Origin of the sequence: Bacteroides sp. AN502(2024) (assembly GCF_041227145.1) — a bacterium.
Taxonomy (GTDB): Bacteria; Bacteroidota; Bacteroidia; order Bacteroidales; family Bacteroidaceae; genus Bacteroides.
Genome location: NZ_JBGFSP010000003.1, coordinates 2,642,068 through 2,656,445, shown reverse-complemented (window position 1 = coordinate 2,656,445; position 14,378 = coordinate 2,642,068). Strand labels below are relative to the sequence as shown.

General features: G+C 39.1%; 10 protein-coding genes. 1 reads left to right on the top strand and 9 read right to left on the bottom strand.

Annotation, left to right across the window (positions count from 1 at the left end):
• Nucleotides 1-29 precede the first annotated feature (29 nt).
• From AB9N12_RS10235 to AB9N12_RS10220, 4 genes are all read right to left on the bottom strand, one after another.
• Complete coding sequence (locus tag AB9N12_RS10235) at nt 30-2,018, bottom strand: DUF4954 family protein (RefSeq protein ID WP_369891885.1); 1,989 nt, start codon at nt 2,016-2,018, stop codon at nt 30-32.
• Nucleotides 2,019-2,114: 96 nt separating this feature from the next.
• The gene (hflX, locus tag AB9N12_RS10230) at nt 2,115-3,371 is read right to left on the bottom strand and encodes a GTPase HflX (protein WP_369891883.1); all 1,257 of its coding nucleotides are present in this window, start codon (nt 3,369-3,371) and stop codon (nt 2,115-2,117) included.
• 101 nt (nt 3,372-3,472) lie between these two features.
• Nucleotides 3,473-4,945, bottom strand: a complete 1,473-nt coding sequence (locus AB9N12_RS10225; RefSeq protein ID WP_369891881.1) for a SusD/RagB family nutrient-binding outer membrane lipoprotein — start codon at nt 4,943-4,945, stop codon at nt 3,473-3,475.
• 21 nt (nt 4,946-4,966) lie between these two features.
• Nucleotides 4,967-8,080, bottom strand: a complete 3,114-nt coding sequence (locus tag AB9N12_RS10220; protein ID WP_369891879.1) for a SusC/RagA family TonB-linked outer membrane protein — start codon at nt 8,078-8,080, stop codon at nt 4,967-4,969.
• Nucleotides 8,081-8,528: 448 nt separating this feature from the next.
• Between AB9N12_RS10220 and AB9N12_RS10215 the strand changes: the two genes are divergently transcribed.
• Nucleotides 8,529-9,707: a site-specific integrase gene (locus tag AB9N12_RS10215; RefSeq protein WP_369891877.1), complete on the top strand. Its 1,179-nt coding sequence runs from the start codon at nt 8,529-8,531 to the stop codon at nt 9,705-9,707.
• An 838-nt stretch (nt 9,708-10,545) separates the two neighbouring features.
• On the opposite strand, the gene AB9N12_RS10210 is transcribed toward AB9N12_RS10215, so the two are convergent.
• The 5 genes from AB9N12_RS10210 to AB9N12_RS10190 all read right to left on the bottom strand — a co-directional run bounded on the left by AB9N12_RS10210 (nt 10,546) and on the right by AB9N12_RS10190 (nt 14,241).
• Nucleotides 10,546-11,202 (bottom strand): MarC family protein, encoded by a 657-nt coding sequence (locus AB9N12_RS10210; RefSeq protein ID WP_369891874.1) that lies wholly within the window; start codon nt 11,200-11,202, stop codon nt 10,546-10,548.
• Nucleotides 11,203-11,263: 61 nt separating this feature from the next.
• Nucleotides 11,264-11,956, bottom strand: coding sequence for a YjjG family noncanonical pyrimidine nucleotidase (locus AB9N12_RS10205; RefSeq protein WP_369891872.1), 693 nt, complete (start codon nt 11,954-11,956; stop codon nt 11,264-11,266).
• A gap of 96 nt (nt 11,957-12,052) precedes the next feature.
• Nucleotides 12,053-12,910, bottom strand: coding sequence for a hypothetical protein (locus AB9N12_RS10200; protein WP_369891870.1), 858 nt, complete (start codon nt 12,908-12,910; stop codon nt 12,053-12,055).
• 33 nt (nt 12,911-12,943) lie between these two features.
• On the bottom strand, nt 12,944-13,618 hold the full coding sequence (gene rsmI / locus AB9N12_RS10195) for a 16S rRNA (cytidine(1402)-2'-O)-methyltransferase (RefSeq protein WP_369891867.1): 675 nt from the start codon (nt 13,616-13,618) through the stop codon (nt 12,944-12,946).
• Nucleotides 13,619-13,629: 11 nt separating this feature from the next.
• Nucleotides 13,630-14,241, bottom strand: a complete 612-nt coding sequence (locus AB9N12_RS10190) for a hypothetical protein (protein ID WP_369891864.1) — start codon at nt 14,239-14,241, stop codon at nt 13,630-13,632.
• Between the last annotated feature and the right edge of the window lie 137 nt (nt 14,242-14,378).

The following is a 14,378-nucleotide window of genomic DNA, read 5'->3' as shown; positions in this document are numbered from 1 at the left end:
TTAAAAACTAAAAATTAAAAATTGTAGCGTTATTCAATCGTTTCGATTCGCTTGATAAGCTCGCTCCCCAGGGCCGTTTTATCTTCAATATGTTTCAAGACGGCAGTCACAAAGGTATTACTTTCGAAATCACCGCGTACTTGCTCAAAATCCTGCTTCATTTCATCGCGGGAGCCGTCAGCACCGAATCCGGTCATAGAAGACAACGAGAATTCTTTTTTAGCATCCTCATACACCATCCTATCCAATCCGACAACAGCTTGCTGCCACGCTTTCACGATACCGATAATATCTTGCGCTGTAATCGTTTCCGGATCCAAGCCATAGAATTCCTGAATCTTATGATAAGCCCATGTCCATTCATAGGTATAATAATTCTCGTGCATTTCCGCAAAGCTTGCATTGATGGATTTCAACCGATTGACTGTTCCCTTCTCAATGCCATCCAGCAACCGGTCGATTTCACTTTTGGGAGCAATCAGTCCGGAGACGTCTACCCACTCCCCGATTCCGATTTCCGTATCAGGCTTCAGACGTTGACGGATTTCTTCATTACTCTGGAAGTTGATACCTTCCAATCGCTTTATAATAGAATTTCCTAAGAATTTGTGAATGGCAATTTCATAGAAACGAATTCCGTTGTTCAAAGAGGAGTTCTTGATTTTAGCACTCTGATAGGAATAAATTTCCGAAGTTTCGCCGGACACGCGTCTTAACTCTTTCAAAATAGAACACCCTTTGAACATCTTCTGAATGGTATATGGGCTCAACAGATTGTAGTTAATATAGTCCAACCGGTTCGGATCTTTTCGATTATCACGCTTTGGCCATTTTTGTGCATCACGGATGGTTCCTACGCTTCTCAAGTTAACTCCCGGGACCAGATAAGTGGTATTCCGCTGTTCTATCAGGTAAGAAAAAGGAAGATTGGAAGTATCGGCATGATTGACATGGCGTCCCATTACCAAAGAGAAAGCTCCGACACGTGCCGGCCACAGGATATATGAGTCGGAAGTGGTCTTTGCTCCTCTTTCCAGCGTTCCCTGGTGGATAGGACCTAACTTATACATATGGTTGCTTTGGTTGGAACCCGAACCCGCATTCATAAACGAGAACATTCCGGCAATCAACAGAGTTGATTTATGGTGTGTCACAGTGAAAGGACCTGCAAAAATAGCGCACGCCTCACCGTTCTCTCCCTGGCAATTACTGAAGAATAAAGAATCCGAAGCGGAATAATTATGTCCCAACTTACAGGACTGGCCGACGAAGCACCGGGTCAGCATCGTGCCATCATCCACTTTAGAGCCGGAAGAGATAATGAAGTCATCACAAATGACACCGTGTCCGACATGAACAGGTGCCGTCACGTTACTATTGATACTGCCATTGGATAAGCGGCAAGTTCCACAGATATGACAGTAATCACCAATCCGGACATTCTTGATCGAGCCTGTGTTGAGAATCATCACATGATTACCAATACTGCCAACAGTAGAAGCATGCTTGTTGGAATAATAATCCGCAATGGATTTCATGCGGTTAATCAGTTCGGGACGGTGGCGGTATAATGCAAGTATATATGCCTGATGTGCAGATAATTTGTCATTAATCAAAACCTCACGTCCTCCTGTTTCGTTGAGAACAGCCACTTCTACCCCATTGCCGAAAGTGCTCAACCCATCCACTAAGATAATATCTACATTCTCAATGAAGGTATCACTGCCTATTTCGTAATTAGCAATATAGTTCTGGATATTCTCAATGCAACAGTTATCACCAACCGAGACATTATGCAACGTCACATGACGTAACCCCGAATGTTTCTTAATCTCCCCCGGCAATGTAAATTCTGCTTCGAATACCCCCAGTTGCACTTTACCCGAGAAACGGGTATGATGAACGTATTCACAATTAAAGCCCTCTGCCACTGATACATTTCCCCAATCATCGGCCAGACACGACTGGCTCTTCAACTGAAGTATCTCATCTTCAGTCAATCTACGATAGTCTTTCATTTCAATAATGTGTTAATGTGCAATATGCCGATGTGCCGAATTGACTACATGTACTGCATCAGAATTGGCACAGCAACACATTAGCATATCGATTAATTATTCCTCTTCTTCGTAAGTCTGATAAAGAAAATCGTTATAGGGGTATTTCTGAACGTGTAATTCTTTCACTCGCCGATAAACTACATTTTTCAGTTCGTCTATATTGATTCGTTCGCGGGCAGAAATAAAAAGGCAGTTATCCTCCATCTTTGCCATCCACGTCTTCATCAGTTCTTCGAGTGTTAAGTTTTCCTTAGTTCGGGGGGTAAGGTCGTCCGGCGCTTTCTCCACGTAGGTATAGGCGTCTATTTTGTTAAATACAAGTATCATAGGTTTGCCACCGCCGCCAATATCGGCAAGTGTCTTATTCACCACTTCAATCTGTTCTTCAAATCCGGGGTGTGAAATATCGACTACGTGCACAAGCAAATCCGCCTCACGCACCTCATCCAAGGTCGATTTGAAAGATTCCACCAGATCGGTAGGCAACTTACGAATAAATCCTACCGTATCCGACAACAGAAACGGTAGATTATCGATAATCACTTTGCGAACAGTGGTATCCAACGTTGCGAACAGTTTATTTTCTGCAAAGACCTCACTCTTTGAGAGAAGGTTCATCAGGGTTGATTTCCCCACATTGGTATAACCGACCAGTGCAACACGTATCATACGCCCGCGATTCTTACGCTGGGTAGATTTCTGCTTATCAATGTCTGCCAAACGTTCTTTTAGCAATGACATACGGTTCAGAATGATACGGCGGTCCATCTCGAGCTGTGTTTCACCCGGGCCACGAAGTCCCACGAAACCTTTACCACCACCGGCGCCGGAACCACCTCCCTGACGTTCCAAGTGAGTCCAAAGTCGCTGCAAACGTGGCAGCATATATTTATACTGTGCCAGTTCCACCTGTGTCTTTGCATTGGCAGTCTGTGCACGCATGGCAAATATATCAAGAATCAGTGAAGTACGGTCCAATATTTTCACTTTCAATTCAGCTTCAATATTACGAATCTGTTTCGCGGAAAGTTCGTCATCAAAGATGACCATTCCTACTTCACGTTCTGCTTCCTCTTCATTACGAATATATTGTCTGATTTCTTCCAACTTTCCTTTTCCGACATAAGTCACAGAGTTGGCCGTCGGCAACTTCTGCGTAAATCGTTTCACAACTTCCGCCCCAGCCGTCTCGGCAAGGAACGCCAATTCATCCAGATACTCGTTCGTCTTACGCTCATCCTGTGTTTGTGTGATGAGCCCTACAAGCACTGCTGTTTCTACTTTGGCTTCGGATATTATAAATTCTTTCATTCTTTACTTCTAATATATAATCAATGTGGGCACAAATATAACAAAAAAAAAGAGGACAATGTTGTATTGTCCTCTTTTTCGTATCATTAATGGTCATTCAATTATAAATCAAACCATAGTTTTTCCCAAATTTTCGGAGATTCTTTGGGCGCATTGGGATTAGCCGTCATTTCTTCAGGACTATATTCCCATCTACGAATAAGTTCCCGGGAGGTAGCTTCTGCCGGCACAGTAAGTGCAGGCACCTCATTTCCATCAGCTCCCGACCTTCTCCACTGTACAAATGCCTCCAATGGTCTGTCCATCAAGTCAATCCATTGCTGCATATGAATCTCGTACAAGGCTTTATCGGATTCTAATGTATTTAAATCATCCAAAGCATTAATAAAATCAGCCGTCTTTGCCGGATCTGCCTCATAATAATCACAAGCTGTTTGAATAGCTTTTTTATATAATTCATTGGCTTTCGACAAATTAGGGGTTACTCCCAACCCACGCACATACGCTTCCGCCTCAAAAAACAATTGTTCCTGATAAGAATAAATCAATAAAGGCGCCTCTTTTCTAAAAAGATACTTACTTATAACGGAAGATAATAAATCCGCATTTTCATCATCAGTTTTGTCTGCTACCTGGCGTGTATCCAAGCCTCGATATACCCCGTCGATTCCCGGCTCAAAATATCTGGAAATACGTGAATCATTACGTTCCTGCATAGGTTTCAACACACTATTATTTGCAAAAAACAGATTATTGATGCCATTTGTATACTTCTCCAATAGTTTATATTTAGGATTTTCATTACCTGCAGTCTGTAAATAAGGAAATTGCAGATTATCATCAGCCGAGCTAATCATACCACCATCGTTTATCAGCTCTCCAATCTGCCCAGCTTTTGTCGGATCTTTATCCACCATCGTCATTAAAGTTCTGAATTTTAAAGATTTGGCTATCCGAGTCCACTTTTGCATATCACCTTTATAAAAAATATCGTAATCAGTAATAGCCAAAGGATCATCCAAATTAATCTCATTCAACGCTTCATCCAACAAACTTACTACACCATTCAAGACCACTTCCTGAGAATCAAATTTCGGATATTTAACCCCTTCAATCCAAGCCTCTGTAAAAGGAATATCCCCCCATATCATTGTTGTTTCATAAATATGTTGAGCTAGAATAATTTTACATTGAGCAATTCCATTATGATTGACAGGAGTAGCTTCTTGTGCATTTTTGATAGCTAACTGCAAATTATTACCTCCAGCGGAATAGTAATGTTTCCATGTATTACCAATACTATATGGACTTATGACATAATAACCTTCCGCCCAGCCCCCATACTCATCACCACCGTCTGCCTGACACTGGATACTTTGAGAAAGAGGAATGTAAGCATCTCCACCGGTACGACTACCCGCCCAATTCACAACTGCATAATTGAACAAATATCCGGGATCCACCTTTTCCGCTGAATTTGGATTATGATTAACATCCAACCAGTCACTACATGAGCTCAAAATAACACATGCAAATATGACTGCTATAGTATATATTGATCTTCTATTTTTCATATTATTTCTCCTTGATAGTTATTATAATGTCAATCTAATATTAAATCCGAAACTTCTTGTTGTTGGAATACTATTGAACTCAACTCCCCCACCAATCTGTGCAGGTCCGAAAAAGTTAGCTTCCGGATCAATATGAGGAACATGATCTTTTATAATCCAAAGATTACGAGCTTCAAAACCTAAGTCAAGAGATTTGACAAAGAAACTTCTGAACCATTTTCTAGGAAAACTATAAGAAAAGTTCAACTCACGTAATTTAACATATGAAGCATCGAAAATATTACCCTCATTATTACTTGATTTTGCTACATGTTCCCAATAATCCTGCATACTTTTAACCGGCACATCATTAACTCTGTAAGTTCCATCCGACTGTAAGATGACTCCCGGTTCAATAAATGATGCATCTTCCCGATGGGCAACTGTTTCAGCCGCAAGTCCGGAAGTACGCAAGCTACCCACTGTTTGAGAGTAAAGAGAGCCTCCCTGACGAATATCCATTAAGAAACTCAATGTGAACCCCTTATAAGAGAATGTATTATTAATACCCATTGTAAAATCAGGGTAAACATCTCCCAAACGTACATTGTTTACAATTTCACGAAGTCCTGTCTTTTCGTTAATAACATAATTGCCTGAATCATCACGTTTCCAACCTGTACCATACAGACCAAACGAACCACCAACTTCTGCTTTTACCTGCAATCCACTCAATCCACTAGTCAACGAGTACTCATCCAACCCTTCTACCAATTCATCGACTTTCTGGGTATTTTTTGCAAAAGTAGCCTCCAAATCCCATTTAAAATTCTTTGTTTGTACAGGAGTAATTCCTAATGCAATTTCAACCCCTTTATTAGACACTTTTCCCGCATTAATATTATTGGCAAAATACCCAGTGGACAAAGGCACATCAATACTTACGATTTGATTTTTAGTTACACTTTTATAATAAGTCAAGTCTAAACGAACACGATTCTGGAAAAAACGCAAATCAGTACCGACCTCAAATGATGCCTGATTTTGCGGTTTGAGATTCTCGTTCGGCAATACACGCGGACCTGTAAATCCGACTAATCCATTATGAGGAAAGACGTTCGTTAAATTATACTGCAAAAAGTAGGAATTAACCGGAGTATATTGAAACGCCAATTCGTATGGCTGCTCATCACTACCTACATTAGCATAACTCATACGCAACTTTCCATAGCTCAGAACCTCCTTATTCTTTATCAATTCTGTAAAAATAAAACTACCACTGATGGACGGATAAAAATAAGAACGATTATTAACAGGTAGTGTAGATGACCAGTCATTTCTTCCCGTCACATCCAAGAATACCATATTCTTATAGCTGAAGCTTATATCTCCGTAAAGACCTACCAGGCGTTTCTTAGAAGTATAATTCACAGGACTTGTTGTCTTGGCATTAGTGTATGTATACAATCCATCAACAACCAGATTTTGTGCCAACACATTACTATTTCTCCAGTCTTCCTGATAAATATTGTGTCCCAACATTACTTTTATCCCATAATCTCCCGCAAATGTTTTTTCATACGATATCATCAAATCATTATTCAAAATACGCTTATAGAGATCCCATGTCTGGAACTGCCCTTCAAGGTTACCAATTGTCCCTTTCGAATATACTTTACGTCTAGTTTCCGTATAAAAGTCAGTTCCTGCGTTATTCGAAATGGTCAATCCTTCTATCGGTTTATACGTCAACACAATATTGCCGATCAGACGATCCAATTGATTAGTAAATTTATTCTTGTTGATTATCCAATATGGATTATTACTTTTTCCCTCCGGATCCAAAGATATTTGTTTGCCATACTCATCAATCCAATTACTTTTCACATCATTGATATTTACCGTACGTGGCATACCGTTGATCAAAGGAATGAGCAAATTATTATCATTAGAACCTTGAGCAGGCCGTCCTTCCGAATCTGAACGGATATATTGTGCAGAAACTCGCCCTGTGAAATTTTTGGTAAAATTCATACCACCATTAACAGAAAAAGCATATTTATTATAATCGGATCCGGGCACTACCCCTGTTTGATTAGTAGTAGAGACACTAATTCTAAAATCCGAACGTTCTGTACCACCGGCAATCGCAACATTATTAATGTAACTCATACCTGTCTCATAGAAATCTTTCACATTGTCAGGATATGCCTGCAAAGTAACCTGATCTCCCTTGAAATCCGCAAATGTCTGATCTTGTACCGAGGATATCTTAGGTCCCCAACCATTCAACATTTTCACATTATATTTACCATAGCTCCCTTGTGCATAATCATTTTGAAACTCTGGTAACTTCAAAACATTTTCAAAACGTGTGGAAGAATTAACCGTAACAGACACTTGCGAATTACGACTACCTTTTTTTGTAGTTATTACGATAGCACCATCTTTCGCACGTGCACCATACAATGCAGTTGCCGCTGCTCCTTTTAAAACATTAATAGACTCAATATCATCAGAACTAATATCTCCTGCACGATTCCCAACATCAACAATACCATTAGTTCTGTCCGGATTATATGCACCATTGTCAATAGGTAACCCATCAACAATGAAAAGTGGAGAAGAAACACTACCAATAGAAGAAGCGCCACGTATCTGAATACTAGAACTTCCTCCTGCAGTACCTGACGACTGTCCAATCTGTACACCAGCAATCTTACCTGATAATGAGTTCAAAACATTACTTTCACGTGCTTTGGTTATTTCATCACCCTTAACACTTGTCACCGAATACCCCAAAGACTTCTCAGAACGTTTAATTCCCATTGCAGTCACCACAACTTCATCAAGTTTCTGAGAATCTGACTTTAGAACAACCTTCAGACCCGGTTTTATAACCACTTCCTGAGTCTGCATACCGATATACGAAATCTGCAAAGTCTTTGCAGAACTTGGTACGTTCGACAAATTAAAATTACCATTCACGTCTGTGATTGTACCCATAGTGGTACCTTTTACCAACACAGAAGCGCCAACAACCGGCTGCCCGTCTTCTTCAGAAATCACAACGCCTGTGACCTTTTGAGTCTGAGCAGTTACCAGGCCTATGCCTACAAAAAGGCATGCCAATAACAGCATCAATTTTCTTTTCATAAATTCTCTCTTAAAGTTTAACTATACATTAATTGTCTCTTCACTCTAACAATTTGCAAATATATTAATAAACACTAAACCTACAACTGTTTTAATAAAAAAAGGTCGAAAATCTAACATATTATTATTTTTAATGTGCCTTTTATGTTAATAAACACACTTTAAAAGGGAATAGATAGTTAATTTTAATACTTTACACTGACGTTTTGCTTGAACAAAATGTACGATTTAATATTTTCTTTGCTCATTTTTCGTCATAAAACACCTTTTATAGAGATACTTTTTGTTTTTTGCGAAAGAATAGCTATAAAAAAGTGGCATATAATTTAAAGTTTTGTGAATACTTAGCTTCTTAAAATTATTATTTTAAGATATTAATGCATTTTCATCTCAAATGTTGTACAGAACTATGCTTAATTTGCTCTATTATTAATTTAAAAAGAAAAAGATGGAAAAAATTAGTTACAATCTTGTTTTTAACAGAAAAAAGAAATTGAATAAGAAAGGAATGGCATTAGTACAGGTCGAAGCTTATCTTAATAGAAGGAAAATGTATTTCTCCACTAAAATATATCTCAAAGTTGATCAGTGGGATGTTAAACGAAGAATGGTGAAAAGTCACCCTAATGCGGATGTTATAAATCGCATGTTATACGAATACGTAGCAACGATTGAACAAGCTGAACTTGAATTATGGCAACAGGGGAAATCGATTTCTCTGGATTTATTAAAAGAGTCTATTAATAAACCTGTAAGTAATGGAAAGTCATTTCTGAGTTTCTATAAAGAAGAAGTTTCCAATTCTTCATTGAAAGAAAGCACCAAGCAGAATCATCTTTCTACGCTTGAATTACTCCGGGAGTTCAAAAAAGACATCTCGTTTACAAACTTGACATTTGAATTTATTTCTTCATTTGACAATTACCTGCAATCCAAAGGATATCACCTTAACACTATAGCCAAACATATGAAGCACCTAAAACGATATGTTAACGTTGCTATTAACAAAGAATATATGGATGTGCAAAAATACGCCTTCAGAAAATATAAGATTAAAAATATAGAAGGCAATCATACACATTTATCACCGGAAGAACTGCATAAATTTGAGGATTTACAGTTGGTGGGAAGATTTACAAAACTACAAAAGACCCAAGATGCCTTTTTATTTTGTTGCTATACTGGACTACGATATTCCGATTTCATAAACCTGACGCCCGCGAATATTGTCGAATTTCATCAGGAAATCTGGCTTATGTATAAGTCTGTAAAAACAGGAATTGAAGTCCGTCTGCCATTATACCTATTATTTGAAGGTAAAGGAATCGGTATATTGCAACGCTATAAAGAAGAACTGAACAGTTTCTTCAAGTTAAAAGATAATTCCAATATTAACAAAGAGTTGAATGTATTAGCAAAGTTGGCGGGTATTGACAAGCGGGTATCCTTTCACACCAGCCGCCATACAAATGCTACCTTATTATTATATAGCGGTGCGAATATAACCACTGTACAAAAATTATTAGGTCACAAAAGTGTGAAAACCACCCAGGTATATGCAAATATAATGGACATTACGGTTGTACGTGATCTTAAAAAGGCAGCCTCATTGAAAGGGTGGACATAAAGTTTATACTGGAATTGCCATCTTTAAAATAGAACTTAAGATTATATAATGAAAAAAACATCTGTAATAGAATCCACTTTACAGTTACGTTTCAATATCCCGGTTCATAAAGATTTTTGGCTGAAAGAAACTTTGGGACATAATGCGAAACGAAGGAAGAAACTTGAGTAATCCTATTTTATTCTAGGATAAATAACGTAAGTTCGATATAAAATCAGGAAATGAAAAGTTACCCGTCATTGATAAAATTCATATCAATGGCGGGTTGCATCACACATTACCAGATACTCATAAGTAAATCAGTTCTCCGGATTTATTCAATCCGGTTTCCTTTGATTGCCTAATCGGATTCATCGCTTTGCCTATTCCAACTTCGTATAACTATAGTTTCCCTTGCGCATGACTATAGTCTCCCTTGCGTATAACTATAGTCATACGCAAAGTACACTATAGTTATACGAAATAAAATTGCCTAACGGACAGCATCCTGGCTGGCAATTGTCCCAATTAGAGATGCATGTGGGAATCATCTTCTATAGAACCGTCTCAACGGGCCCTCATCAAGCAATTCTCAATCAGAGAGGCTCCATTGCCATGGCTCATAATATAGAAAGTCTTGTGAATGAGTATGCGTTGGTTACGGCATACCCTTATCCTATAGATCAGGGAAAAAAGGAGTAGTCATTGACATGTCTAAAGTAAAACATTTATAAGAGCATAATAAAGCCGACAGTTTGATATGATTAAAATCGAACTGTCGGCTTTTCGTAATAAAACAGAAGTTTTCTCTATATATAGAATTTAAGAATCATCAAAGCAATATCCTCATTTTGTTTTATCAGAGAAGACCTTCCATCCCCTCTCTCACAATATCCGCCAATATCGGTTTCAATCCGCTAACGAAACATTCCACCGCAATAACCATCAGGATCAATCCCATAAGACGCATCATCACATTATTACCCGTTTCCCCCAAAACATTCACCAACTTTGTAGAAGCCCGAAGAATGAAAAAAGTCAGCAGATAAATCAAGGCAATAGTGCCGATCAAAACTCCCTTCATCTCATAAGAATGAGCATCCTGCATCAAGACGATTGCATTGGCAATCGCTCCGGGACCACATAACATAGGAATACCAAGAGGAGTAATAGAGATATCATCCGCATACGTTTTGATTTCTTCGTCTTTCAGTTTCATCGGTGTATAACGGGCTTGAAGCATATCAAAGCCTATCTTGAAGATTATCACTCCACCGGCAATACGGAAACCATTGGTAGAGATACCGAAGAACTTAAAAAGAAACTGCCCGGTAAAGACAAATACCATCAATGTAATAAACGACACAATAGTGGCACGGCGCACAATAGACTGACGTTCTTTATCCGTCATACCATGAGTCATGGTAAGAAAGACAGGCATCGTCCCCAATGGATTGGTCAACGTAAAAAATGAAGTGAAACAAAGTAAAGCAAAAGACAGAAGCGTACTATCCATGAGTATATCGTATTTTATGTAAAACTAAAACACAACAAAAATACGACTTAATCCAGAAAACCTATAATAAATCCATTAATTCTTTCAATGAATGAATGTGATAAGTGGGAAGGAAAGGGAAAGAAGTCCGTTCCGTTACATTATAGAAGACCTGATGCATCCCTACTCCATGCGCTCCGGTTATATCTGCTTCCCAACTGTCACCAATCATCAGGGATTCGCGCAACTCGGATTGAGTGGCAGACAAGGCAAAATTGAATATCTCCGGCCAAGGCTTCAACACTCCGAGATCTTCCGAAAGAATCACCTTTCTGAAATATCCGTCCACTCCAGCCGAACGCATCTTGCGTGATTGCAATTCACGAAACCCATTGGAAAGAATATAAAGGTTATATTGGGGAGCAAGATATTCCAATACCTCCTTTGCATAAGGCATCAAAGTACTTTTAGTAGGAATAATAGCGAAAAAATCTTTCGAAAACTGTTCGGCGAGTGTTTTATCTTCTACTCCCACAGTTTGTAAAGGATAAAAGAAACGTTTACTGTTCAATTCATCTTTTGTTATCTTTCCTTCACCGTACTCAACCCAAAGTTCGGTATTTCTTTGTTGATAAAGGGAATAATAATGGTCGAACGAATCAAAGTAACGGTCGAATGCATATTTCTGATACACTTCTTCAAAAGTGTCACGGGCATTGCTGGAGAAAGCCCAGATAGTATCATCAAGATCAAAAAAAAGATTTTTATATTTCATCAGTAATTATGCGTATAGTAAGAAACAAAAAGCCAATGTGCTAATTTCTTGAATCCAGAAATCAGCACATTGGCAATTCAAAAAAGGATATCTACCTTATTTTACCTGAATAACCAAGTATCTGGATACACTCCAAAATTCAGTAGGATTAGTAATCTTCAATGTCAACTGGCCTTTGTCATCTTTTACCAATTCATAAGAACCGGTCGGATGAGTAGTCAGTAACTCAGCACGTTTAGAGTACAACTTGATTTCTTTGGTTGTACGGATATCAATCTGAGTAAAATAATCCTTATTGAAATCAGCGCTCTTCAACACATCTCCACTCTGAAGAATCTTTTGAGCTTTCAATTCAGATTTAGTACCGAATACAAACCAGGCAGCGTTCAAGCTCTTTTCCTGTTCAGCAACAGTTTTAGCTTTTGCTTCATTTTCTGCCGCCAACGTTTCCTTAGCAGCAGACAAGTCGCTGACAGCAGCATCCAGTTCTTGAATACGGATATTTTTAGAGGCCAATTCTGTCTGCAGCTCCTCGATACGCAATTGTTTAGCATTCAATTCAGCAGTCAAAGCGGCAACAGCTTTTTTCATCTGTGCAGAATTGTACTTACTGTTTTTCAACTGAGCCTCCAATTTTGCAATCTGAGCCTTGTTTTCTTCCATCTGTTTAGAGATGAATTCGATATCGGAAGCAATCTGTTGCTTGGCACTGGCTGAATTTTCAGTGATAGTCCCACGCTGCAAGTCAACACGACTTTCAGCAGCATTAATTTTACGGAAACCTTCCTGAATTTCATTGAAAGTACCCATCATATCATCCAGTTCAGCATTACGCTGATTCAATTCCACCAAAAGAGAATCATTCTCAGCTTTCAGGTCTTTACTTCCACCTTTAAAGCCATCACACGAAGCCAACATGGCTACGCATACAAATAAAACAGCTAACTTTTTCATACGCCTACGTTTTACGTTTTTTAATGAAGTTATTTAATCATCTATTCCTGCTAATACAATCACAATCTCGCCACGAGGTTCGGTAGCGGTAAAGTGTTCTATCAATTCAGCCAAACTTCCCCGAACTGTTTCTTCGTGGAGCTTGGATATTTCACGCGACACGGTTGCCTGACGTTCAGTGCCGAAATATTCGGCAAACTGTGTTAACGTCTTCAACAGACGGTGGGGTGACTCATAAAACACCATCGTGCGATGTTCTTCCACCAACATCTTCAGCCGTGTCTGCCGCCCTTTCTTTTGGGGAAGAAATCCCTCAAAGCAGAACTTCTCATTCGGCAATCCCGATGCAACAAGTGCCGGAACAAAAGCCGTTGCTCCCGGCAAGCACTGCACTTCGATACCGTTACGCACACATTCACGAACAACCAAAAAACCGGGATCGGAAATTCCAGGAGTTCCGGCATCGGAAATAAGTGCCACCGTTTCACCTCCCTTTATTCTATTAACAACACTTTCCACCGTTTTATGTTCATTAAATTTGTGGTGAGACTGCATTGCATTCTTTATTTCAAAGTGTTTCAGCAAGATACCGGAAGTACGTGTATCCTCCGCCAAAATCAGATCGGCCTCTTTCAGGACTTTAATAGCACGAAAGGTCATGTCCTCCAGATTCCCTACCGGTGTAGGCACCACATATAGCTTTCCCATCTGTTTTTGTTTTATGCTGATTGATTAAAATATTTCTTTAGCAGTTCCAAAAAATCGTTCACCGTCTCTTTTTCTTCATTTATTTCGATTTTCGAGGACAGAAAAGCGAGTGCAGTCTTGTAGGAACCCATTACTGATATCTGTTCGATAACACGATTCATCAAATCAGCATCGCCTCCGAACAGTTCACGAGAAAAACGGAAAGAATCATTCAAGCTGATAGCATGTCGCAAGCCGGCAGACAGTTTGAGACTTTCTCCCAACACTACCGATTTAGGTTCTTCCTCTTTCATATCAGTTTCACCTACAAGTTCCCCAACAATTGCAGGTTCCCCTTTTTCTCTCGCAACAAGAGATTCAAAAGATTGTATAATAACGGAGGAACCTTCTTCAACCTTGTCAACTTCATTATCCTCTTCTTCTGTTTCCTCCACAGCTGACGGAGAAATCACCTGAACAGCATCCACCTCCTGCTGCAGTGCGTTCAAACGTCCCTGCATCCGTGTAATGCTGCGCTTCAACAGTTCAGACAAAGTCGGAGTCGGCTCCTTGATAAAGGAATCCATGAGATACTTTAACTCATGAACATCCAACTCAATATCTGTTAATAGCCTCTGTTTCATGTCAGTCCATTGTTTATATGGTGCGAATGTAGGAATAATTTATGCAATAACTTAAAATAATGGATAATTTAACAGTTCTTGCACATCGAATTGCTTACCTTTGTCCACATATTTATTTAATCAAAAAACACAAAATC